This window comes from Rothia sp. HMSC072B04 (assembly GCF_001813725.1).
GTDB lineage: Bacteria > Actinomycetota > Actinomycetes > Actinomycetales > Micrococcaceae > Rothia > Rothia mucilaginosa.
In genome coordinates, this window is the sequence record NZ_KV813784.1 from 24,839 (window position 1) to 47,243 (window position 22,405).

17 protein-coding genes and 1 tRNA gene are annotated in these 22,405 nt (G+C 60.4%); 9 read left to right on the plus strand and 9 right to left on the minus strand.

Annotated elements, in window-relative coordinates; translation table 11 throughout:
* Positions 1-94 precede the first annotated feature (94 nt).
* Together HMPREF2928_RS00430 and nth are read right to left on the minus strand one after the other, a co-directional pair.
* The gene (locus tag HMPREF2928_RS00430; protein WP_070686933.1) at positions 95-895 is read right to left on the minus strand and encodes an NUDIX hydrolase; all 801 of its coding nucleotides are present in this window, start codon (positions 893-895) and stop codon (positions 95-97) included.
* A 45-nt stretch (positions 896-940) separates the two neighbouring features.
* Complete coding sequence (nth, locus tag HMPREF2928_RS00435; protein WP_070686935.1) at positions 941-1,876, minus strand: endonuclease III; 936 nt, start codon at positions 1,874-1,876, stop codon at positions 941-943.
* 130 nt (positions 1,877-2,006) lie between these two features.
* Between nth and aroQ the strand changes: the two genes are divergently transcribed.
* Positions 2,007-2,447, plus strand: coding sequence for a type II 3-dehydroquinate dehydratase (gene aroQ / locus HMPREF2928_RS00440; RefSeq protein WP_005504658.1), 441 nt, complete (start codon positions 2,007-2,009; stop codon positions 2,445-2,447).
* An 80-nt stretch (positions 2,448-2,527) separates the two neighbouring features.
* On the opposite strand, the gene HMPREF2928_RS00445 is transcribed toward aroQ, so the two are convergent.
* The gene (locus HMPREF2928_RS00445; RefSeq protein WP_049340988.1) at positions 2,528-3,706 is read right to left on the minus strand and encodes a MarP family serine protease; all 1,179 of its coding nucleotides are present in this window, start codon (positions 3,704-3,706) and stop codon (positions 2,528-2,530) included.
* Positions 3,707-4,193: 487 nt separating this feature from the next.
* Here HMPREF2928_RS00445 and HMPREF2928_RS00450 point away from each other — a divergent pair, with 487 nt between their 5' ends.
* Positions 4,194-4,871 carry a Crp/Fnr family transcriptional regulator gene (locus HMPREF2928_RS00450; protein ID WP_005504653.1) on the plus strand — a complete coding sequence of 226 codons (678 nt, stop codon included), beginning with the start codon at positions 4,194-4,196 and terminating at the stop codon, positions 4,869-4,871.
* Between the two features lie 146 nt (positions 4,872-5,017).
* Here the strand turns inward: HMPREF2928_RS00450 and HMPREF2928_RS00455 are convergent, their stop codons facing one another.
* From HMPREF2928_RS00455 to HMPREF2928_RS00465, 3 genes are all read right to left on the minus strand, one after another.
* Entirely contained in the window at positions 5,018-6,193 is a 1,176-nt protein-coding gene (locus tag HMPREF2928_RS00455; RefSeq protein WP_070686937.1) for an NUDIX hydrolase, read from the minus strand.
* Positions 6,186-6,668, minus strand: coding sequence for a RidA family protein (locus HMPREF2928_RS00460; protein WP_049340984.1), 483 nt, complete (start codon positions 6,666-6,668; stop codon positions 6,186-6,188). The genes HMPREF2928_RS00455 and HMPREF2928_RS00460 overlap by 8 nt, the downstream gene beginning before the upstream one ends.
* 185 nt (positions 6,669-6,853) lie before the next feature.
* Positions 6,854-7,057 (minus strand): DUF4177 domain-containing protein, encoded by a 204-nt coding sequence (locus tag HMPREF2928_RS00465; RefSeq protein ID WP_070686939.1) that lies wholly within the window; start codon positions 7,055-7,057, stop codon positions 6,854-6,856.
* Between the two features lie 166 nt (positions 7,058-7,223).
* Here HMPREF2928_RS00465 and HMPREF2928_RS00470 point away from each other — a divergent pair, with 166 nt between their 5' ends.
* The 5 genes from HMPREF2928_RS00470 to HMPREF2928_RS00490 all read left to right on the plus strand — a co-directional run bounded on the left by HMPREF2928_RS00470 (position 7,224) and on the right by HMPREF2928_RS00490 (position 14,531).
* Positions 7,224-9,368, plus strand: coding sequence for a transglycosylase domain-containing protein (locus tag HMPREF2928_RS00470; RefSeq protein WP_070686941.1), 2,145 nt, complete (start codon positions 7,224-7,226; stop codon positions 9,366-9,368).
* Positions 9,369-9,408: 40 nt separating this feature from the next.
* Entirely contained in the window at positions 9,409-10,428 is a 1,020-nt protein-coding gene (locus tag HMPREF2928_RS00475; protein ID WP_070686944.1) for a metallophosphoesterase, read from the plus strand.
* A complete protein-coding gene (locus HMPREF2928_RS00480; protein ID WP_070686946.1) occupies positions 10,428-12,467 on the plus strand; it encodes an ABC transporter ATP-binding protein in 2,040 nt (679 codons plus the stop codon). Before HMPREF2928_RS00475 ends, HMPREF2928_RS00480 begins: the two co-directional genes overlap by 1 nt.
* Positions 12,467-14,347 (plus strand): ABC transporter ATP-binding protein, encoded by a 1,881-nt coding sequence (locus HMPREF2928_RS00485; RefSeq protein ID WP_070686948.1) that lies wholly within the window; start codon positions 12,467-12,469, stop codon positions 14,345-14,347. The genes HMPREF2928_RS00480 and HMPREF2928_RS00485 overlap by 1 nt, the downstream gene beginning before the upstream one ends.
* 110 nt (positions 14,348-14,457) lie before the next feature.
* A tRNA-Pro gene (locus HMPREF2928_RS00490) sits at positions 14,458-14,531 on the plus strand.
* 139 nt (positions 14,532-14,670) lie between these two features.
* On the opposite strand, the gene HMPREF2928_RS00495 is transcribed toward HMPREF2928_RS00490, so the two are convergent.
* Positions 14,671-15,804: a hypothetical protein gene (locus tag HMPREF2928_RS00495; RefSeq protein WP_070686950.1), complete on the minus strand. Its 1,134-nt coding sequence runs from the start codon at positions 15,802-15,804 to the stop codon at positions 14,671-14,673.
* Positions 15,805-16,164: 360 nt separating this feature from the next.
* Here HMPREF2928_RS00495 and HMPREF2928_RS00500 point away from each other — a divergent pair, with 360 nt between their 5' ends.
* Together HMPREF2928_RS00500 and HMPREF2928_RS00505 are read left to right on the plus strand one after the other, a co-directional pair.
* Positions 16,165-17,748 carry a cation:proton antiporter gene (locus tag HMPREF2928_RS00500; RefSeq protein ID WP_070686952.1) on the plus strand — a complete coding sequence of 528 codons (1,584 nt, stop codon included), beginning with the start codon at positions 16,165-16,167 and terminating at the stop codon, positions 17,746-17,748.
* A gap of 609 nt (positions 17,749-18,357) precedes the next feature.
* On the plus strand, positions 18,358-19,917 hold the full coding sequence (locus tag HMPREF2928_RS00505) for a molybdopterin-dependent oxidoreductase (protein WP_070686956.1): 1,560 nt from the start codon (positions 18,358-18,360) through the stop codon (positions 19,915-19,917).
* A 214-nt stretch (positions 19,918-20,131) separates the two neighbouring features.
* On the opposite strand, the gene HMPREF2928_RS00510 is transcribed toward HMPREF2928_RS00505, so the two are convergent.
* On the minus strand, positions 20,132-20,776 hold the full coding sequence (locus HMPREF2928_RS00510) for a LutC/YkgG family protein (RefSeq protein WP_049347182.1): 645 nt from the start codon (positions 20,774-20,776) through the stop codon (positions 20,132-20,134).
* A complete protein-coding gene (locus HMPREF2928_RS00515) occupies positions 20,776-22,404 on the minus strand; it encodes a lactate utilization protein B (protein ID WP_070593815.1) in 1,629 nt (542 codons plus the stop codon). Before HMPREF2928_RS00515 ends, HMPREF2928_RS00510 begins: the two co-directional genes overlap by 1 nt.
* Position 22,405: the final 1 nt, after the last annotated feature.

The window sequence follows — 22,405 nt, forward strand, 5'->3', positions numbered from 1 at the left end:
GCGGGTAGCTTCGTTCAAGCTACCCGCCGCCCCTATCTGCGCACTATTCTGATCCCTATATCCGCTGGTCAGGCGTTTTATTTTGCGATGAGCTTTACTCCTCGTAGCCGGGTGCCGGGCGCATCTTTTTCTGATCCCAGGGCACGGTCCAGCCGAGCGAGTCGAAGATCCGGTCCAGCAGAATTGCGGTGAATCCCCAGACGGTGAATTCTTCGCCGCCGGGCATGCGCACCTCGAAGGCGGGGGTGCGGTGTGAGGTGCGGCCGCGTTTGACGTAGGCGGTGTGCCGGTTGGCGGGGTTGAGCAGGTCGCGCACGGGCACGCGGGCGATGAGTGCGGACTCGTTGTGGTCGACGACTTCGACGGGCACGGGGCTGTTCCACCAGCCGATGACGGGGATGACCATGAAGTTGCTGATGGGTAGCGGCAGGGTGTGCAGCTGGCCGAGGATCTGCACGCCGGCGGGGTCGAGCCCAGTTTCTTCGACCGCCTCACGCAGGGCGGCGATGTGGGCGACGGGTTCGCCGGTGGTTTCGGCGAGCGCGTAGTCTTCGGGGTCGATTTTGCCGCCGGGGAAGGCGGGCTGACCGGCGTGTGAGCGCAGGGTTGCGGCACGTACGAGGAGCAGTACATCCAGGTCGGCGCTGACGTTGTCGGGGCAGCCGTCAAATTCGCCGGTGGAGGGCGAGTTATCGAGCACGCCGAAGAGGATCAGCACGGCGGCTTCTTTGCTCAGGGGGCTGGCGGGTGCGCTGCGCAGCAGGGCTTGGACGTCGAATTCCACGCCGCCCTCTGCGAGAGCCGCCAGTGCCTGCTGGGCGGGGTGCTGTGCATCCTGCCCCGCCGGTTCGGGTTGCGCTGGTCCGGGTTGTACCGACTGCTCGGGTGCGCTCATCTGTGTACCTCTCTTCTGCGCGGCTGCATTCCGGTTCAGGTGCCGTTAGGCGCTGAGCGGGTAGCCTTCTGCCATGAGTTCGCGGCGGGTTGCGCCCTGCAGGAATCGCAGGTGCAGGTCTTCTCGACCGGGTGCCATTTCGTATTTCATGAGTTTACGTGCTGCTTGTTCGTTCGTCTCCCCGGCGCCATAGGACGGGCAGAGGTCGGCGACGGGGCATACGCCGCAGGCGGGCTTTTTGGCGTGGCAGATGCGGCGGCCGTGGTAGACCATGCGGTGTGAGAAGAGCGTCCAGTCTTTGCGTTCGATGAGTTCGGCAACGTCTTTTTCGACCGTCTCGGGGGCGTCTGCGGTGGTGAATCCCATGCGGCGGGCGAGGCGGCCGAAGTGGGTATCTACGGTCAGTCCGGGCATGTCAAAGGCGTTTCCGAGGACCACATTCGCGGTTTTGCGACCGACACCGGCGAGTTCTACGAGCTCTTCGAGGGTTGAGGGAACCTGCCCGTTGTGGCGTTCTACGAGCTGCTGGGAGAGGGTGACGATGGAGCGTGCCTTGGCGCGGTAGAAGCCGAGGGACTGAATGTAGGGTTCGACTTCTTCGGTACGTGCGGAGGCGAGTGCGGCGGCGTCCGGGTAGCGTGCGAAGAGTGCACCGGTGACGGAGTTGACGCGCACGTCGGTGGTTTGTGCCGAGAGCACGGTGGCGATGAGCAGTTCGAAGGGGTTGTCGAAGTCGAGTTCTGCGACGGCGTAGGGGTAGGTTTCGCCGAGGATGCGGTTGATTTTGCGGGCGCGGCGCACAGTGGCGAGGTGGCTTTCGGGTGCGCGGGCGTTGAGGCGGCGTGCGGCGGCTGCGGCTTTGAATTCGGGGACGAATCGGATCTGCAGGGGCGATTCGGTGTTCTCTGCCGCGCTGTTTTCTGCCGCAGTGTTCTGTGCCGTGGTGTTCTCTACTTCGGTGCGGGTGGCGTTCTCGGTCATAGCGCGAGGGTACCGGGCTTTGGGTGCGGGCGGTAGCGAGGTTCACCGTACTTGGCCCGCTCCCCATCATTTTCTGGGCAGTTCGCGTCGGCTAGCGCTCAGCGGGCGCTCGCTGTGCCACACTGGTTTTATGTCAGATACGATTTTTGTGCTTAATGGACCGAATTTGAACCTGCTTGGGCAGCGCCGCCCCGAGGTGTACGGCTACACCACTCTGCACGATATTGAGCGTATGGTGCGTGAGCGCGCGGCGGATCATGGTTTTGATGTTGAGTTTATGCAGTCGAATCATGAGGGCGCGCTGGTGGATGAGATTCAGCGTGCTCGTACTCGTGGCGCGGCGATTATTATCAACCCGGCGGCGTACACCCACACGTCGGTGGCGCTGCATGATGCACTGGAGGCGGCTGAGCTTCCGGTGGTTGAGGTGCATCTGTCGAATGTGCATCGTCGTGAGCAGTTCCGTCATCATTCGTTTGTGTCGCCGCAGGCTACCGCGGTGATTGCCGGTGCGGGTGCGTACGGCTATGTCATGGCGGTTGATTTCCTGGCGCAGCATCTGGCGGAATAACAGCGCGCCGCCTCCTTTCGTTAAATAGTTCAGGCTCCCGTTCCTCGCTAGAGGTTCGGGAGCCTGAATGTTTTTGTTAGCTACTTGCGGCAGGTGCCGGTGGAGACTGCGGCGGTGTTGTCGCCACCTTCAGCCAGTGCCTGCTTGAGGGTGCTTGCGGTGATGGCGTAGCCGGTCTGGCCGGTGGTTGCCTTACCGAAGATCACGCCGACCACGTTGCCGTTTTCGTCGAGGACGGGGCCGCCGGAGTTGCCGTGTTGCACGTCGGCTGCCAGTTGGTAGACCTGGCGCATGGCGTTGGCGCGGCCGGTGTCGGCATCGATGGTTTGGGTGTTGCCGATGCCCTGCACGGTGGCGGGCAGTGCCTTGAACGGGCCGCCCTTGGGGTAGCCCATGAAGGTTACAAGGCTACCTGCGGTGGCGTTGGTGCCGATGGTCAGCGGTTCGAGCGGCAGCTTGGGCACGCTGATGAAGGCGAGGTCCTGTTCGGTATCCATGTAGACGACGGTGCCGGGCCAGGTGCGGCCGCGGGAGTCCTGCACGACCGGGGAGGTCACGCCGGCGACCACGTGGGCGTTGGTGACGACCAGGCCGTTGTCCGCCACGAAGCCGGAGCCGGTGGAGGTGTAGCCGCACTGCTCTGCGGCACCCAGAATCTCAACGACGGAGGCAGCCGCCCGGTCCAGTGCCGCGGATTCTACGGTCTGGGTGGGGGCGCTGGTTTCGGGGGCGATGAGCTGGCTGACTTCCGGGATGGTTCCGAAGGCGAGCACGTCATTGCGTACCGTGTTGATGCGGTCCTTGACGACCTCGGGGGTGGAGGCGACCATCCAGGAGAGGGTCTTGGATTCGCTGAGCGCAGTGTTGAGCTGCGGGATGGGTACGGTGCGCATGGAGATGGTCAGCACTACCATGACCAGGGCGCAGGCGGCGAGGTTCAGCACGCCGCCGAAGAAGCGTTCAATGCCCTTGAGCGGGGTGATGTCAGTGACGCGGCGGATGGTGCGCCCGGCAAGGATACCGAGCCACTGTCCGATGGTCAGGCAGATGACGAGCACACCGACGGCGGTAATGAGGCTCCACTGGGATCCCACGGATGCCACGGCGAGGGGCACGAGCCAGGCTGCGGCGCAGACGCCCAGGCCCAGGCCGAGGAAGGTTCCGAGGGTGGTGAAGAATCCGCTGCGGACTCCGGCGAGGAAGTAGAGCAGCAGAATGATGGGGATAGCAATATCAAGCAGGTTGATGCCAGTCGTCACGACTAATTGCCTCCTTGGTGGGTAGAAGTGGTCACGGTGTGCCCATTGTGGTTGGTGCGGGCTGTGCCCGGTGAGTGTGGCGGCGCATTAACACCCAGTGGTGGGTGCGGCGGGCTTGTGTTCCCGGGGTTTTGGGCTCGGGTTTCTGCCTCGTCGCATCGTACCGTGTGTGGAGGCGGTGCGCCTCCTGGTCATGAGGGTGTCTGCGTGCTTGGTACCGAAAAAAGTACACACCTGAATGCCTGATATTAGGTGCTGAACCTGTGGGTAAGCTTTGAATTTTCTCGGAAGAAATAACTTTTGCTGTAAAGCTCGCCCTATCGGAATGCACAAACAGCTTTTTTAGGGTACGCTCATATCAGTTGAATATGTCACACTAGCTTGAGCCTTCTCACATTTCAGATGTTGAGACGCATGGCACCGGTTCGGGCTCACTCACTGAACATTTACGAGCTTCGGCTCATCACCTCACATCTAGGAGAACTTTATGGATCTCGAGATCCTCCGTCGTACCCCTCTCTTTGCTAACCTCGACGACGCAGCTTTCGCTCTGCTGACCGATGACATTCAGGAGATTGACCTCTCCCGCAACGCTGTCCTTTTCTACGAGGGTGACCAGGACGATCAGCTCTTCGCTGTGCTCTCCGGTAAGGTCAAGCTGGGCCGTACCGCCGCTGACGGCCGCGAGAACATGGTCGCGATTATGGGTCCCGGTGATGTTTTCGGCGAGATGGCTCTCTTCGACCCCTCGCCCCGTTCGACCAACGCTGTGGCTGTTTCTGAGACCCGCTTGGCTGCCATCAAGCACGAGTCCTTCAAGCGCGCACAGCAGCTGGATCCCTCGATTTCCGATCAGGTCATTAAGACTCTGGCTCGCCGCCTGCGCCACGCTAACGAGGCACTGGCTGACCTGGTCTTCTCCGACGTTCCCGGCCGCCTCGCTAAGGCACTGCTGGACCTGGCTGACCGCTTCGGCCGCCCCGCAACCGACGGCGTGCTCGTTGCTCACGAGCTGACTCAGGAAGAGCTGGCACAGCTGGTTGGCGCATCCCGCGAGACCGTGAACAAGGCTCTTGCCGAGTTCGTTTCTCGCGGCTGGATCCGCCTGGAGGCACGCGCAGTTGTCATTCTGGACCTGCCCCGCCTGCGCCAGCGTTCCCGCTAAGGTCTCTTTGAGTTAGGGCATTCTAGGACGCCCTCGCTAAAAGACGCACGACTTAAATAAATCAGGAGCCATTTCCCTCTGCATGGGGAAATGGCTCCTGATTTCTTTAACGCTTCATCTCGAAAGCAAGTGTAGGCGGCAGCTCGCTAGAGCACGCCCATTGCGCCGGTGTACATGGAACCGGTCGTAGCCGGAACCACCTCGGTGAAGGAGAGCATGCACGCACCATTGTGGGTGACGAGCACGGGCTTCTTCACCTCAATCTTGCGGCGCTTCGACAGCCACGCCACGGAGGTCTGAGCCTTCGCCAGCGATTCGAGCATGCACATCACACCGGGGGTGATGAGCTGGTCGAGGGTACGGCCCACCGTATTGGACTGACCGATGCGGTCACCGAGTTCGCTGGTGTCCTTAGCTTCGAGCAGTTCACGCACGTTCAGCCAGTCGCCCCACACACCCTTACCGAGCAGCAGCTTCGGGTCCTGGCCTACGGGTAGCGCCGTGGTGAAGTAGGCGATATCGTAGCGCTTGAGGAAGAAGTCCGGCGACTGCCAACGCGCGACCGGGCGCAACAGGTCGGCGCGCACGCTCAGACCACTGGAGGTCAAGAAGTTAGAGAAGCTCTTGTCCTGCTCGGCAACCGCTTCACGCCACGCCATGAGCTCGGGGGTGCTGGAGCGTTCCACCACGTCCTGATCGTCCTCGCCAGCGAGCAGAATGCCGGTCTCTTCGAAGGACTCACGCACGGCAGCCATGACGCTGCGGCGTGCCTGAGTTACGTCAGAGAAGTGGAACTGCTCTTCCCAGTATTCGGCACCGGGGCCGACCCAGGATGCAGACTCATCATCACCGGGAAGAGCCGTACCACCGGGGAAAGCCACCACACCCAGCGGAGAGGTGCCGGGGCGGTAGGTCAGAATCGTTTCGAGGCCGTTGTCACCATCGCGCACAAAAATGACGGATGCCGCCTGGCGCATCGTGCAACCGGTCGCACCTTCGTTACCGCCTTCACGCCAACTTTCGGCGGCGGTGCGCATGAACTCGGGAATAGTGTAGAGACGCTGGATGCAGGAGGTTCGCGGGTTAGCCGCAGACTGGCGGCCGGTAAACATGCGGGGGCGCTCCACGCCTTCAGCCGGGGTGGGGGTGCCGAAGCGGCGTTCCTGCACCGGCAGGGGTAGAGTCTTGATGTTTTGGGCGGTGCCGTTGTCCTGTGCGGATTTGGTGTATGCAGTCTTGTCAGGAGCGTCCTGCGCTGCCCGCTGAGCCTGGGCAGCACGAATAGCAGACAGCGGCAGCGCGCCGGTGTACAGATTAGACATATTCAACAATGATCTCGACCTCTACGGGCGAGTCCAAGGGAAGAACAGGAACACCCACGGCGGAGCGGGCATGCTGGCCTGCCTCGCCGAAGATTTCGCCGAGCAGTTCGGAGGCGCCGTTAATGACGGCGGGCTGAGCGGTGAAGTTCACCTCAGATGCCACGAAGCCGACAACCTTCACGACGCGCTGCACGCGGTCCAGGTCGCCAATGACGGACTTGACCGCTGCCAGGGCATTGAGCAGGCAGATACCCGCGTACTTCTTCGCATCCTCGGGGGTCACGAAGCCTTCAGCGCCGGAGTCGGAAACCTTACCGGTTTCGGGCAGAGCACCCTCAACGAAGGGCAGCTGACCGGAGGTGTACACGTAGGAGCCGGACGTAACAGCCGGAACGTAGGCTGCAACGGGGGCGGGTGCTACGGGCAGTTCGTAACCGAGTTCGCGGATACGTGCTTCAATACGGGATTCAGTCATGATTACTCCAGAAGGATGGCGGGTGCTGGCACCCAAACGGTGATAGGGGAAATGCTGTAAATCTAAACGCTACTGATATTCAGGCAGCTGTTAAATGGCTAACCGGCGGTCTTCCTCATCTATTCCCGCGCTCCCCTAGTTATAGGAGGGCCGGGATAGCGAGGTGACCGCCGGGTACGCTGCTCTTAGTCAGCCTTCTCGCGCTTAAAGTAGGCGATGGGGTTGCCCTGAGTCAGAGCGACCATGTTCGACGCGGGGGTTGCGCCAGCCGGTGCGGATGCGCCGGGGAGAACGGTGACGAGCTCCCAGCCGTCTTCACCCCAGTTGTCGAGGATTGCCTTGGTCGTGTGGATCATCAGCGGTACAGTTGCGTATTCCCATTTCTTCATACCCTCTAGACTAGCTTTCAGGGTCGAATAAGTAAAAGGGATTTACTATGGTTTCGGTCAATGTCCGGCGCTTTTGGGGGCTTTATTCTCAGGGCTGAGGTGCCCACCTCCCTGTGGGGTGCCGAGACGGGCCTTCTCTCACAGCTTCATGGGATAAACTGAATGAATGGCTTCATCTAAGAAAACCCGTGCGCGTCGCCGCCCGGGAGATTTTTTGCAGTTCCTCGCGTTCAGCGTGATTGCCGGTTTCCTCGCGGCAATTATTGTCGTACCCCCGGCAGTGAGTGCCGGTATGGTCGCGAACGCGTCGATGTCATGGTTCCAGGACCTTCCTGACGACATTGCCGATGGCATCTCCTCCCGTCCTTCTACTATTTACGCTGCTGACGGCAAGACCGAAATCGCAACCTTCTTTGAAGAGAACCGTGAACCGGTCAAGCTGGATCAGATTTCTCAGCACATGAAGAACGCTATCGTCTCGGTGGAGGACCGCGACTTCTACAACCACGGTGCTGTCTCCGCTATCGGTATCGGTCGTGCGTTCCTGAACAACATCATTAACTCCAACAGCGGCCGCCGTCAGGGTGCATCCACCCTGACCCAGCAGTACGTTAACAACCTCATTGTTGACTCCGCTGTGGCTCGTGGTGAGGACGCAACCGCAACCCTGAACGGTAACAAGACCTACGCCGCAAAGATTCGCGAGATGAAGCTTGCGATTTCTATGGAGCAGAACAAGTCTAAGGACGAAATCCTTGAAGGCTACCTGAACATCGTGAACCTTGGTGGTTCGAACTACGGTGTTGAGGCTGCTGCACAGTACTACTGGGGTATTTCCGCTAAGGACTTGAACGTGGCTCAGTCCGCGCTTCTTGCCGGTCTGGTGCAGGCACCGAACGTGTACGATCCGACCGTGAACCCCGAGCTCGCCCGTGAACGCCGCGACATCGTTCTGGGCACCATGCTCCGCGACGGCAAGATTTCCGACAAGGAATACAGCGACGCCATCGCCAGCGACATTAAGCTCAACGTCCATACCAAGTCCCAGGGTTGCTCCCTGGCAGGCGACAAGGCGTTCTTCTGCCGTTACGTGGTCAACTACCTGCTGCAGGATGAGTCCCTCGGCGCAACCGCTGAGCTGCGTAACACCGCCATCAAGCGTGGCGGCCTGAAGATCGTGACCACCCTCAACCCCGAGGCTCAGACCGCGGCTAAGCAGGCAGTTGACTCCACCCAGCCGGCAGCAACCAACTGGAACGACGTGAACTCCGCCCTGACCAGTGTTGAGCCCGGTACCGGTCGCGTCATCGCGATGGCGCAGAACACCGAGCTCGGTAGCCCCGCAGACGCAAACGACCACTCCAAGACCGAGTACAACTACAACGTTGATAGCGCCTACGGTGGTACCCGCGGCTTCCAGCCCGGTTCGACGTTCAAACCGATTATTCTGGCTCAGTGGCTCATCAGCGGCCGCGGCGCTAACGCTACAGTGAACGGTACCCAGCTGTTCTGGCCCACCAGCTTCGGTTGGAACGCCAAGTGCTACGACGGCGGTAAGTACTACTACACCGGTCAGCCGAACGGCTGGTCCTATAAGAACGCAGTCAACGGCGGTCTGACCTACGGTACCGCTGCGTATGGTATTCGCCAGTCGTTGAACTCGTACCTGTACGGCATGCTCTCCCAGCTTGACCTGTGCGATGTGCACGACCTGTCGATTAAGATGCACGCCCTGGACGGTACCGGCGAACCGCTGCACAGCATCCCCGACCTGGGTACCAACATTGGTGGTACCAAGTACGGTATCTCCCCGCTGACCAGCGCATCCATGTACGCTATCTTCGCTTCTGAGGGTAAGTACTGCACCCCGCGCCCCATCGAGAAGATCACCAAGACCAACGGTGAAACCATGAAGGAATACCAGAACCAGTGTGAGCAGGTCCTGGATCCGGACATCGCGAACGGTGTCAGCTGGGTTCTGAAGGGCGTTATCCAGCCTGGCGGTTCCGCATCCCAGCGCGGTATTGGTCTGCCGAACGGTTCGGCTGCGAAGACCGGTACGAACGATAACTCCTCCCAGACCTGGCAGGTTGGCTACACTCGTGGCCTGTCCACCGCGTCTTGGGTTGGTTCTAACAACCTCGGCTTCCGCTCCCTGAACGGTGTGGGCATTAACGGTCGAGTCCTCGAGTACGTCGATGGTGCAACCTACGCGGGTGCACAGTGGCAGTCGTTCATGAAGACGATGGCACCGAAGTACAACACGAAGGACTTCACTGCCCCCAGCGATAAGATTCTGTCGTACAGCTAGAATCACAGCTCATCAGCTGAAGCCTGAAAGGCGATTGATAATGTGTGAAAACGCAGTCAACGCCCGCGTCCCCGTGGCGGTCCCCGGCGCACGCGGCTCCTCCCCGCTCCTAAAGAAGGTAGCGGGGGCGGTAGCCGCCACTGCAGCCTTGGGGGCCGCCACGGCGGCGTATGGGCATTTTATTGAGCTGAACAATTTTCAGCTCCGCACCGAGTCCCTGCCGGTGCTGCCCGCCGGTAGCCCCGACTTCAGGATTCTGCATATTTCGGATATGCACATGATTCCGGGCCAGCAGAAGAAGATTGATTTCATGCACTCGCTGGCTGCCCTGGAGCCAGATTTGGTGATGAACACGGGCGATAATCTCTCCCACGTGGACGGTATGGGTCCGCTACTGGAGGCGCTCGACCCGCTCATGGATTTCCCCGGCGTGTTTGTGCCCGGCTCGAATTGCTATTTCGCGCCCGTCTTCAAGAACCCGGCGCGTTACCTGTGGCAGCCGCGCACCCCGCAGATGATTGAGGAAGGCTCGCGTGTAGCCCTGCCCATTGAGCGGATGCACGACGCCTTCGAGTCGCGCGGCTGGACGGGTCTAATCAATCGCTACGATACGCTGAACCTCAAGGGTCTGCGCCTGGAGTTCTCCGGTGTGGATGACCCGCATCTGCGTTACGATGAGCACCCCGGATTCGCCCCCGGCGCCTTTGACGAGAGTGCTGAGCCGAGCGTCCGTATCGGCGTGGCGCACGCCCCCTATATGCGTACTCTGCATCGCTTCGTGCAGGACGGTGCGCAGGCTATTTTTGCCGGTCATACGCACGGCGGTCAGGTCTGTCTGCCCGGCGGTCATGCCCTGGTCAGCAATTGCGATTTGCCGCCTTCGCGTGCGAAGGGTGTCAGTAAGCAGTCCGGTATTCCGGTTCAGGTTTCTGCCGGTTTGGGCACCTCTCGTTTTGCGCCGGTCCGTCTGTTCTGCCCGCCGGAGGCAATCCTGGTGACCCTCACAGCTCGTGGTCAGGAGCAGGGTGCCTCCGCTACCGCAGTGGGTGGTCGTCTCTAATGTCTGAGGCTTCTACAGCACACACGGCTAAGCGCCGCCGTAACCCCTTCTTGGAGACGGCGAGCGAACCGACCCCCGACCCGATCGACTACGCGCACGGTCAGCGTGCCCCGCACACCCTCGCCGCGTATGCGCGTCCGATTCGTGTGCGCTGGGGCGTGGGTCTGCTCGTGGCGTTCGGTGCCGGTGCCCTTGAGATTTCCATCCCGCAGGTACTGCAGATTATTGTGGATCATCTCTCGCAGAGCACCACCGAGAGCGCCATCTGGATTGCCGGCGGCCTGGTGCTTCTGCTGGGTATTGCGCACGCCTCCTTCATGTATTGGAGGCGCTGGCTGATTGTGGACCCGACCTCCACGATTGAGCTGTCCATGCGCATGAATTTCTTTGACCGCCTGCTCAGCGCCCCGCTTTCTCTGCTGGATCGTTGGCCCTCCGGTCAGTTGCTGACCCGCTCCATGAGCGATCTGGGGACGATTCGCCGTTGGTTGTCTTTCGGTATCGTTCAGATGCTGACTGTTGCGGTGATGTTCCTGGTCGGTGGCTTCTTCATGCTGCGTTCTTCGCCGTCTCTGGCGCTGGTGTTCGTGGTGACCGTGCCTATTCTGGTGCTGTCGCTGGTGAACTTCACCCGCAAGTACTACCGCGCTTCACATGAGATTCAGCAGATGACGGGCGACCTCTCCACCCGTATTGAGGAGTCGGTGCGCGGCATCCGCGTGATTAAGGCGCTGGGCCGCTCCCCCGAGCAGATTCAGGAATATTCCGAGTCGGTGGACGCCCTGCAGGTGCGCGAGTACGGCAGGTCGATGCTGGTGGCTCGTGTTGCCCTGTACCAGGGCCTGATCGTGGGTGTCTCTACGGCGGTGGCGCTGGCTGTGGGCGCTTCGCAGGTTGCGGCAGGCACCTTGAGCCTGGGTGCGATGACCGCCTACTTTGCGGTGCAGACGACCGTGCTCAGCCACGTGACGCGCTCGACCGCGCTGATGTCTGCCTATTTGAGCTATAAGGTGGCGTTGGAACGCCACAACGAGGTCATGGACGAGCCCGGCTTTGAGGCGGTGCCGCTGGTTCGTGGCTCCGCGGCTGTGTCTGGGCCCGAGCATCCGCAGGGTGCTTCTGATTCGTCAACAGTAGCTGGAGTATCTGCCGAGGGCGGCTCCGGGAAGGAAACTATGCAGTACCCCAGCGGTGGCGCAGTATCTGTCACTTTCGATCACGTTCAGTTCAGCTACGACGCTATCAAGGCGTCGGCGGAGGCTACCACTGAGGCGAATTCTGAAGTTGCTTCTGAGACGAAGGCACCCGAGGTTTCCGTGCTGAAGGACGTAGATTTCAAGGTCTTCCCGGGCGAGATTCTGGCGCTGGTGGGTGCAACCGGTAGCGGCAAGTCGACCGTGCTGTCGCTGGTTCCGCGTTTTTACGAGCCGACCTCCGGCTCCCTGCGTTTTGGCACCCGAGATACCGCCGACATGTCTATTGAGGAGGTGCGCGCCCAGACCGCGTTCGTCTTTGAGGAGGCGGTGCTCTTCTCAGGCACGGTCCGCGAGAACGTGCTGATGGGCGTTGCTGAGCAGTACGAGCGCGGCACCGAGGATGAGGACTACCCCGCCGCAGAAGAGCTGGAGGCGCCCCTCCAGACGGCGCTGCAGCTGGCTGCGTGCGATTTCGTGGCGGAGCTTCCGCAGGGTCTGGATACCGTCATTGGTGAGGAGGGTCTGAGCCTTTCGGGTGGTCAGCGTCAGCGTCTGTCGTTGGCGCGTGCTTTGGCGAAGCGCCCCTCTGTGCTGCTGCTGGATGACCCGTTCTCGGCGCTGGATGTGAACACCGAGGAGCGTATTATTACCGGCCTGCGTGAGGGCCTGGAGGGCCTGGGTGGCGCTACTACCTTGTTGACGGCGCACCGCCCCTCCACGGTAGCTCTGGCGGACCGTGTGCTGCTGATGGTTGATGGTGCTGTGGTCGCCGAGGGCACTCACGCTGAGCTGATGGAGTCGTCGGAGCAGTACCGTCAGCTGATGACGATGGAGGAGGCCTAATGGCCCATCATCGTCCGGCGGAGCCGCGGGAGCAGATGAGCCCGCAGGAGCGCGCGGAGACCCGTGAACGCTCGATGGCTCTGCTCCGCCAGATGTTGCGCCCGCACCGTGGGGCGTTGGCTCTGTCGATTATTTCGGTGCTTTTGGTGTCGGGTTCCTCGGCGGTTGCGCCGATTCTGATTGCCCGCGTCCTGGATAGTTCCATTGAGCCGCTCAGGCAGGGTGACGCCTCTGCCCTGCTGACTCTGCTGACGTTTTTTGTGGTGGCTACCGCGGTGACCGCGATTTTTTCGTGGGTCAATGTGGCGTACACGGTGCGTGTGTCGCTGGGTGTGGTGGTGTACCTGCGTAAGCGGGTGTTCCGTCACGCGCAGTCGCTGAGTGTTTCGTTCCATGAGCGGTACACCTCGGGCAAGGTCATTTCGCGTTTGACCAGCGATATTGATACGGTCCGCAGCTTCTTGGACAGCGGCATCAGCCAGTTGGCGATTACCTTGCTGTCCATGGTGATTTCTGCGGTCGCTATTTTCCTTCTGGATTGGCGTATTGGTCTGTTCATGCTGGTCATGGGCGTACCGATTTACTTTTTGACGCGCTGGTTCCAGAAGGCTGCGGTGCCGGTTTTCCGTACGATGCGTACCGAGTCTGCGCATTTGACGAGCCGTTTTGTGGAGACTTTTACGGGTATCCGCGCGGTGAAGGCGTTTGGTGCGGAGGCGCAGATGCGTTATGAGTACGCTCAGGCGTCGGAGCGTTACCGCCTTGCGGTGATGGATTCCATTAAGATTTTCGGCGTCTACTCACCCGTGCTGATGCTTTTGGGCAATGTGTTTATTGCCGGTGCGTTGGTGCTGGGTGGTTATGCAGTGCTGGGCGGCACCATGCAGATTGGTACTCTGCTGGCGCTGGTGATTTACGCGAACCGTGTGTTTGAGCCGGTTATGCAGCTCTCTGAGTTCTACAACATGTTCCAGTCGGCGATGTCCGCGCTGGAGAAGCTGTCGTCGTTCTTGGCTGAGGAGCCGGAGGTTGCTGAGCCGGAGCATCCGCATGAGCGGGCTGTAGAGTCTGCCGCCGAGTCTGCATCTAAGTCTAGTGCTGCTGAGGGCGCGTCCGGCACGGTTCAGGGTGCTCTGGTGGAGCTGGATTCGGCGGTCTTTGGGTACACTTCGGACCGTCACGCTTTGAAGGAGACAAGCCTGCGCATTGAGCCGGGTACGACCGTGGCACTGGTGGGTGCTACGGGTGCCGGTAAGTCGACTATCGCTAAGCTGGTGGCTCGTTTCTACGATGTTTCAGCCGGTCAGGTGCGTATTGACGGCGTGGATGTCCGCCAGTTGGCGGATGCGCAGCTGCGCCGTGAGGTGCTCATGCTGACCCAGGAGGTGTTCCTGTTCTCCGCGTCGATTCTGGAGAATATCCGCATGGGTAACCCGCAGGCGTCCGATGAGCAGGTGAAGGCTGCCGCGAAGGCGGTGGGTGCTGACGCGTTCATTGAGCGTCTGCGTGAGGGCTACGAGTCGCAGCTGGGCCGCGGCGGTATTACCCTGTCGGCGGGTCAGCGTCAGCTGGTGTCCTTTGCTCGCGTGTTCTTGGCGAATCCGCGGGTGCTGATTCTGGATGAGGCGACGGCTTCGCTGGACATTCCGAGTGAGCGTGCGGTGCAGGCGGCGCTGCGAACCGTGTTGGCGGGGCGTACGGCGCTGGTGATTGCGCATCGCCTCTCGACGGTTCTGGGTGCTGATCGTGTGCTGGTGATTCATGAGGGCTCTGTGGTGGAGGATGGCTCCCCGCAGCAGCTGATTGCTTCCGGCGGTCGTTTTGCGGCGATGTACGCTTCCTGGGATGAGCTGAATCAGGTTCAGGAGGCTGACGCCTAGAAGCTTTATCTGCCCCTCCTCCGAGCGGTGGCGTGCCACTGTGTTGCGTTCTGAATTTTTTTGGGTTATCCTAGGTGAGTTGCCTACGGTATTCGCTGATAGGTCAACATCGGGATGTGGCGCAGCTTGGTAGCGCGCGTCGTTCGGGACGACGAGGTCGCAGGTTCAAATCCTGTCATCCCGACAGATAGCCCCGGTCCTCTGGACCGGGGCTTTGTCGTACCCGCAGTATTTTTGCTGCGCAGTTTGAGTGTATAAAAGCGGCCCTCTCCCCGCGCAGGAACGCAGGGAGGGGGTCGCTTTCGTTTTGAGTTCAGTTCCGTTTAGCCGCGCCCGGAGATGAGGGCGAGAATCGCCTCCAGGGGGCCGCGTCCGGCAATGGAGCGTGCCATGCGTGACCAGAGGGTGCAGAAGCCCAGGGCGATAACAGCGCCGAGCAGCAGGAAGGCGCTCCAGTACACGGCGGTGCCCCAGCCTCCGGTGGCGACGTAGTGCTCGCCGACGGTGAATGCCTTGATGGTGGGTCCGGCGTAGATGATGATTCCGCTCAGCACAATGGAGGCACTCAGCGACATCTGGCCCAGGCGGGCGATGGGGGTGAGCATTCCCGCCTGTGCGGAGAGCAGGCGCGCGCATTCGGCCCAGAAGTAGAGGGTTGCCGCGAGGTTTAGGGTTAGCAGCACCTGCGGGCTGTTGAGGAAGCCGAGCTCGGTGTAGGGGTTGAAGGTGCGGTAGACGGCGAGCGCCAGCACGGCGAGTACTACGGGGATTGCGAGCTTTGCCTGCAGGTTGTCGTAGAGGCGCACGAGTACGATGCCCAGACACATGACCCAGATGAGCTGGGCGCTTTGGGCGTGGTTGACGCCGTGGCTTGCGAGGAAGGGTAGCTGGACGGCGGTCCACGCATCTGCCTGGGCGGCTACGTCCATGAGCAGGGTGTAGGTCCAGGTAATGAAGGGGCTGGTGACTACCGCTAGCACTGCGATTGCCCACAGGGGCAGGTGCACGACGAATAGGGTCAGCAGGGTGAGTAGCGCCAGGTGCACAAGCATGTCGAAGGGCAGAGAGTATGCGAAGCCCTGCGCCGGTACGGTCACGCCAGCTTGCGGCAGGTAGGTGATGCCCTGCATGAGCGCCACGCCCAGCAGAAGCAGCGCCAGGAATCGCACGATGGTTCCGGCGAAGAGTTGTGGGAAGTTCGCGGTGCGGGCGTACCGCCAGGCGGCGGCACCCAGGATTGCGGCGAAGAGCGGTTCTGCAGGTACGAGGGTCTGAGGAATCCAGAACTTCCAGGACACTGGGATCAGTTGCAGCCAGTATCCGAAGGGGATGAGCAGGCTGAGCACGGCGAAGGCGCGAGCAAGGTCGAGCCCGAGGTCGCGTCGGGTACCTCCGAGGGAGGCGGCGCGTGCCCCGCTACTGACGGTGGGGATGGGTTGTGTGCGCCCTGCTGCCATGTCCTCGCTCCTTGTAGTGCCGTGTTTGAGAGTCTGTGCGCCCTGCCAGGGTGTGTGCCCTGCTAGGGTATCGCCGCATCCGGTGGTGTGTGCCGGATGCGCTGGCATAGGTGTTAAGTGTAACGGTGGAAGCTGTGTCTGGTCCGGCGGTGGCGCGGAGGTTTTGCTCTCATGCCGCTTCTCTGTCGGCTGCTGGCCGGAGCCTCTCACCCCCGGTGAGTGCTGTTCAAGTGTTGTTGTGTGGGGGTAGGTGTGTACCATTGGTACGTTCTTAAAGGTGGAGCAACCCCGCGGGAGCATAATTTCGCTCCTTTTACTGTCCCAAACGCGCCCCACCTGCACACACCACGTTGAGGTTTTATGTTTTCGACTTTTTCCCCGCTTTTCTTGACGGATTTGGGGACTTCTGGTGCTCTTCTTGCTTCGGGTACGACTCTGTCGGATGGATCGAGCCACGATAGCGGACAGTTTGTGTCCATTTTCTGGATTACGTTGGTTGCGTTGCTGTCGCCGATTCTTTCGCGGCTGACGGGTAAGAAGATCCCGGATGTGGTTTTCCTGCTCATTTTTGGTCTGCTCATTGGCCCGAATATGCTCAACCTTGCCAGCAGTGAGGGCGGTATCCCGCTACTGAAGGAGCTGGGCTTGGGCATGCTCTTTTTGATTGCGGGCTTTGAGATTAACGTGTCGTCGCTGCGTAGCCGTCAGGGTTATAGCGCTATTGCCACGTGGGTGGTGTGCTTTGCCTTGGGTATGGCGGGTGCGGCGGTGATTACGTCGTTCTCGCGTGAGCTGAATACGTATGTTGCGGTGGGTGTGGCGCTGAGTTCTACGGCGCTGGGCACTCTGTTGCCGATGTTGAAGTCTCACGGTGCTGCCGGTACGCCGGTGGGTAATGCGGTGCTGGTGCACGGCGCTGTGGGTGAGCTTCTGCCGATTTTCGCTATTTCGCTGCTGCTGTCGTCGCGTTCGCCGGGCATGGCGATTGTGGTGTTGCTGGCGTTTATGGTGGTGGCGGTGATTGTGGCGCTGATTCCTCACCGTCTGTTTGCGCATGTGCCGGGTCTGCGTCAGATTATGGCTGCGGAGGCGAATACGACCGGTCAGACGGTTCTGCGTCTTGCGATGTTCCTGCTGGCGACCCTGATTATGTGCACTGCCCTCTTTGATTTGGATGCGGTGCTGGGCGCGTTCGCGGCGGGCCTGATTCTGCGTACTCTGACCCCTCCGGCGGCTTTGCATATGATAACTCGCCGCCTTGAGGTGGTTGGTTTTACGTTCATGATTCCGCTGTTCTTTGTGGTCAGCGGTATGGGCATTGATGTCTCTGCTGTGGTGGCTAATCCTTTGGGTCTGCTTGCTGTGGTGGTGGGTATTCTGCTGTGCCGCGGCGTTCCGGTTCTTTTGGCGGAGCATTTCTTCGATACCCGTTCGGGGTTGACTACTCGCGCGCAGAAGGCGCAGTTGGCGTTGTATTCGGCTGCGGGTCTGCCGATTATTGTGGCGGTGACGGAGGTTGCGACCAGTTCGGATCTTTTGGAGGAGTCCACGGCGTCGCTGCTGGTGGCTGGCGGCGCGCTGACGGTTCTGCTATTCCCGCTGTGGGCGTTGGGTATTCGTCAGGCATTTGGTTCTGGTCAGCCGGCGCAGCAGGAGCCGAGCCGTAAGGAGCAGATGAATGCGTTGAAGGCTCAGCGTAATGCTCAGACGAAGCTTGCCACGGGCATGATTCCGGTGGTTCGTTTGAAGTCTCAGGCTGATTCCGAGACCCAGCCCGATTCTGAGTCCCAGCCCGATTCTGAATCCCCGGCCGATGCTCAGCCCGGCTCTGCCGAGGCTACGGACACTTCCGCTGGTTCTAGTGTTGCGTCCCGAGCAGCCTCTCGGGCTGAGGCAAAGAAGCGTAAGGGTTCTGCGGAAAATACGGGTTCTGCAGAGATCTAGTAGCGGCTACGGTACGGTTGCCTTCGGCGTTTTCAAGATCGGGTACGAACCGGTTTGAGCGGGTATCCCGCTTACAGTCACCCCAACCTTATGTGGGATTGAATTTATAAAACCACACAATACCAGGCAGTTAAAGCCCTGTAAACCAACATGCATCCCACATATAGGATCAAAACCCACCGCATCCTCTCTTGAGGCTGCGGTGGGTTTTTTGCACCCGAAAGACCCTATAAACCGCGGAAAGATGAGAATCTTCCTTAAATTCGGATTTTTTATGCAAATATTACAGAACATGACGTGTCTTAGCTTTCACGACTGACACTTTGTCCTATAAAATTGAAAGCGGACAGGGAATTTCCCTAAAACACACATAAACCAACATACATACACAGAGTCGCTTCCGCCCCAGCGGGAGCTGGAGCACCTCCCCTCTCACACACGGGAGGCGCCCCTTTCGGGAGTATCCGTGACGATACCCCCGGCGGCTCCCAACCACGGAGGAGGATCATATGGGTCAGAAAGGTAATTATTTCTAACCTCACATCTCAAAGGCCTCGCACTGAATCCTAAAGATTGTCTGCACACACAGTCATTTCCGAAGGAAATATCATGCACCAACTACTCCTCACCGCGAGCACTGGTGGCGTAGAGCTGGACTTCCCGGCCTGGCTCCGAATTACGCACTTTATCAACTTCATTATGATGGGCTTCCTGATTCGTTCAGGTTGGGAAGTTCTCGCCTCTCACCCCCGCCTGTACTGGAACAACCACTGCACCCCGGGTTCTGAGTGGATTAAGTTCACCAAGGACAAGGTCCCTACCACCCCCGGCGCATTTACTGCGCGCGATGACCAGCGCACCCTGTCTCCCCTGATTTCTCTGCCCGGTAAAGCCCAGATTGGTCTGGGCCGCGCATGGCACGCGCTGGTCACCGTCATCTGGATCGTTAACGGTCTGGTATATGTCTCCCTGCTGTTCCTGACCGGTCAGTGGCGCCGCATCGTCCCGACCAGCTGGGACATCATCCCGCAGGCTTGGGAATCCATCCAGATTTACGCTGGCTTCCAGATTCCCTCGATTGAGCACTTCCAGCCGTACGATGCTCTGCAGCAGATCATGTACTTCACTGTGGTGTTCATCGTGGCACCGCTGATGATTGCAACCGGCCCGATTATGAGCCCGGCATTCTGCGGCCGCTTCCCCGGCTACGTGCGCCTCTTCCGTAACCGCCAGACCGCACGTTCCATCCACTTCCTGGGCATGGCGTTCTACTGCGTCTTCACCGTCATTCACGTGGCGCTGGTGTTCGTGGTTCACCCCCAGTACAACATCGCCCACATGATGCTGAACAAGCCCTACAACGAGGTCGACGCAGCACAGTTCGCTCAGGCAGTCACCATGCTCATTGGCGGCGTTGTCTTCGCTGTGGCCCTGTGGATTTTCGCTTCGTACTGGTCCCTGCGCGACCTGCGATTCACCCAGACCTTCATTTGGGGTCTGACCCAGCCGATTCGTAACGTCCTGCTGGACCGTATCACCTCCCGTCAGGTGCAGAAGAAGACCTTCACCGATGCCGACATCTCGCCCTTCCACTGGGTTAACACTCGCCCGCCGACAGAGCGTGAGAGCACCGAGTGGAACCGCTTGAAGGAGCACGAGTTCGTTGACTACCGCCTGGAGCTGGGCGGCCTGGTGAAGGAATCCAAGTCCCTGAGCATTGACGAGCTCAAGCAGCTGGGCAAGGAAGTCAACATCACCATGCACACCTGCATGCAGGGTTGGACCGGCATCGCCAAGTGGGAGGGCGTGCGCCTGCGCGACGTTCTCGCACTGGTCGAGAAGACCGACGAGGCACGCTACGTTATGGTGACCTCCTTCGGCCACGTGGGCCACACCTACGACGGCCGCCCGACCGAACCCTACTACGAGTGCCTGGACATCTCCATGGCAATGGAAGATGAGACCATCCTGGCGTGGGGTATGAACGACAAGCCCCTGCCCGATGTGTACGGTGGCCCGCTCCGTCTGCGTGCGGACTCCATGCACGGCTACAAGATGGTCAAGTGGGTTCAGAAGATCGAGTGGATCAAGGACTACCACGATGTTGGCGATGGCCAGGGCGGTAGCCGTGAGGACTCCGGTCTGCAGCACTTCGACGCACGCGCCTAAGCACCCTCACGGGGCGCTACGACGCTAACCGTCGATACACCACCCTATAAAGCACAGAACGGTGGCGGGAAACATGGGCCCGCCACCGTTCGCTTATCTTCTCCGCCGCTCTCTAGCTCTGAAAGATGCAGAAGCCGAGAGGGCATAAAGAAACCGCCCGGGAGCCTTAGCTCTCGGGCGGTTTCTTTAGAGGTTTGCCTTCTGGCGCTTTACCTTAGGCGTCGTAGATGATGACGTCCAGGGTACGGGGGCCGTGCACGCCCTCCACGCGGATCAGCTCGATATCACTGGTTGCCGACGGACCGGAAATCATGGTCACGGGGCGGGTGTAGGTGATACGCTCGATCGACTCGGGAACCAGCTCCACCACGGTGGAACGGGGCACCACGCAGATGTGGTGGTCGGGCACCAGGGTGATGGCGCGGCGACCCTCATCGGGGTTGGTGTTCAAGAAGATCGTGCCGGTCTCTGCGCAGGAGACGGTCGAACCGGTCACCACAGCGTCAACTGCGTCCAGTTCCTTCAGGGACAGGCAGCCGGGCTTGAGGGTGCTACCGGAGTCGGTGACGCGCTTGCGGTCAGCGGTGTCAGCCGGCAGCCACTCCATGTTCAGGCCCTCGGGAACCACGTAGGTGGACTTTTCACCCAGGCGTTCTGCGATGACCTCGGAGATGTTCTCCTTGTTCGCGTGGAACACGTTTGCCTTGTAGTCAATGAGGCGGTCGACGAGCATCTCAATGGTCTGCTCTTCGTTCAGCTCGCTGACGCGGCGGTAGTTACGTACGGGCTCGGGGGCGACGGGTGCGTCAGCCAGGGACGAGCGGATACGTGCGAGGATATCTTCCTTAGCAGAGGACATTAGTTGTTCTCCTTAGCTTCGCGGGCTTCCTGAGCAGCCTTAGCGTTTGCAGCCGCTTCAGCTGCCTTACCCTTGTTGGCCTCGATGAGGGCCTGAATGTCAACGCGCTGTGCGTTATCGCGTGCCGGAGCCTGGCCCTTCTCCTTCTTCCACCAGTTGCGGAAGGATTCCTTGGGGGGCTCGGGGATGTCGCGGTAAGCGGTCCAGCCGCCGACGATACCGGGAACAGCGGTGATCTTGTGCTTGCGGCCGCTAATGAGGCGGGACATGGGCAGACCACGTTCTGCAATCGACATCATCTTGCCGGAGGTGAAGAGCTTCTTCGCACCGAGCATCATGCCGTCCATCTGCGAGAAGGGAGCCTTCTTGTTGCCCTCGAACTCGCGGATAGCGTGCTTGGACTCGACGTCCTTAGCGCGCAGGTGCACGAGGACCTCGGGGAAGTTAATCTTCACGGGGCAGACCTCGTAGCATGCGCCACAGAGGGAGGATGCGTACGGCAGGGAGTTGTTCTCTGCAGCCTCGATACCGGAGAGCTGCGGGGACAGAATCGCGCCGATGGGGCCCGGGTAGGTGGAGCCGTAGGCGTGACCGCCTGCGCGCTCGTATACGGGGCACACGTTCATGCAAGCGGAGCAGCGGATGCAACGCAGTGCCTGGCGGCCCAGCTCGTCGGACAGAACGGCGGTACGGCCGTTGTCGATGAGGATGACGTGCATGTTCTGCGGGCCGTCACCGGGGGTCACACCGGTCCACATGGAGGTGTAGGGGTTCATGCGCTCACCGGTGGAGGAGCGGGGCAGCAGCTGCAGGAATGCCTCGTAGTCCTGGAAGGTGGGCAGAATCTTCTCAATACCCATGAAGGTAATGAGGGTGTCGGGCAGGGTCAGGCACATACGGCCGTTACCCTCGGACTCCACGATGGTCAGGGTACCGGTCTCGGCAATACCGAAGTTGGTGCCGGAGACTGCCACGGTGGTGTTCAGGAACTTGTTACGCAGACGGTTACGCGATGCCTCTGCCAGTTCTGCCGGCTCATCGGTGATGTCCGGGTTAATACCCTCAATTTCGCGCAGGAAGATGTCGCGGATTTCGCGGCGGTTGCGGTGAATTGCGGGCACCAGAATGTGGGAGGGGCGGTCGTGGCCGAGCTGGACGATTTCTTCCGCGAGGTCGGTCTCAATAGCGTTGATGCCATTTTCCTCGAGGAATTCGTTCAGGCCGGTCTCTGCGGTTGCCATGGACTTAATCTTGATGATTTCGTCCACGCCCTGCTCGCGAATCAGGTCCAGAGCAATCTGGTTCGCCTCGGTGGCGTTGCGTGCCCAGTGCACGTGGCCGCCTGCGGCAGTGAAGTTACGCTCGAACTGTTCGAGCAGCTCGGGCAGGTTCGCCAGAACGTAGTTCTTGACGGACTCACCGGTGTTACGCAGGTCCTGCCAGTCGGGCACCTCTGCGGTGACGCGTGCGCGCTTGTTACGGATCGCGTGGGTCACGAAGCGCAGGTTGGCGCGTAGCTGCTCGTTCTTGAGCTCTTCCTTCGCGTACTTGGGGAAGGGGGTTTCTTCGAAAATGTTGCCCTCGCCGTAGTGAACGACCTTGGGCATACCAAGCTGAATAGCGGTCATG

Excerpts from the sequence above, each read along its gene's own strand:
- HMPREF2928_RS00450 (WP_005504653.1), top strand. The coding sequence starts at position 4,194 with ATGGATCTCGAGATCCTCCGTCGTACCCCTCTCTTTGCTAACCTCGAC.
- HMPREF2928_RS00465 (WP_070686939.1), bottom strand. The coding sequence starts at position 7,057 with ATGAAGAAATGGGAATACGCAACTGTACCGCTGATGATCCACACGACC.
- HMPREF2928_RS00430 (WP_070686933.1), bottom strand. The coding sequence starts at position 895 with ATGAGCGCACCCGAGCAGTCGGTACAACCCGGACCAGCGCAACCCGAA.
- HMPREF2928_RS00455 (WP_070686937.1), bottom strand. The coding sequence starts at position 6,193 with ATGTCTAATCTGTACACCGGCGCGCTGCCGCTGTCTGCTATTCGTGCT.
- HMPREF2928_RS00515 (WP_070593815.1), bottom strand. The coding sequence starts at position 22,404 with ATGACCGCTATTCAGCTTGGTATGCCCAAGGTCGTTCACTACGGCGAG.
- nth (WP_070686935.1), bottom strand. The coding sequence starts at position 1,876 with ATGACCGAGAACGCCACCCGCACCGAAGTAGAGAACACCACGGCACAG.
- HMPREF2928_RS00500 (WP_070686952.1), top strand. The coding sequence starts at position 16,165 with ATGTTTTCGACTTTTTCCCCGCTTTTCTTGACGGATTTGGGGACTTCT.
- HMPREF2928_RS00510 (WP_049347182.1), bottom strand. The coding sequence starts at position 20,776 with ATGTCCTCTGCTAAGGAAGATATCCTCGCACGTATCCGCTCGTCCCTG.
- HMPREF2928_RS00460 (WP_049340984.1), bottom strand. The coding sequence starts at position 6,668 with ATGACTGAATCCCGTATTGAAGCACGTATCCGCGAACTCGGTTACGAA.
- HMPREF2928_RS00475 (WP_070686944.1), top strand. The coding sequence starts at position 9,409 with ATGTGTGAAAACGCAGTCAACGCCCGCGTCCCCGTGGCGGTCCCCGGC.
- HMPREF2928_RS00495 (WP_070686950.1), bottom strand. The coding sequence starts at position 15,804 with ATGGCAGCAGGGCGCACACAACCCATCCCCACCGTCAGTAGCGGGGCA.
- HMPREF2928_RS00505 (WP_070686956.1), top strand. The coding sequence starts at position 18,358 with ATGCACCAACTACTCCTCACCGCGAGCACTGGTGGCGTAGAGCTGGAC.
- HMPREF2928_RS00480 (WP_070686946.1), top strand. The coding sequence starts at position 10,428 with ATGTCTGAGGCTTCTACAGCACACACGGCTAAGCGCCGCCGTAACCCC.
- HMPREF2928_RS00470 (WP_070686941.1), top strand. The coding sequence starts at position 7,224 with ATGGCTTCATCTAAGAAAACCCGTGCGCGTCGCCGCCCGGGAGATTTT.
- HMPREF2928_RS00485 (WP_070686948.1), top strand. The coding sequence starts at position 12,467 with ATGGCCCATCATCGTCCGGCGGAGCCGCGGGAGCAGATGAGCCCGCAG.
- aroQ (WP_005504658.1), top strand. The coding sequence starts at position 2,007 with ATGTCAGATACGATTTTTGTGCTTAATGGACCGAATTTGAACCTGCTT.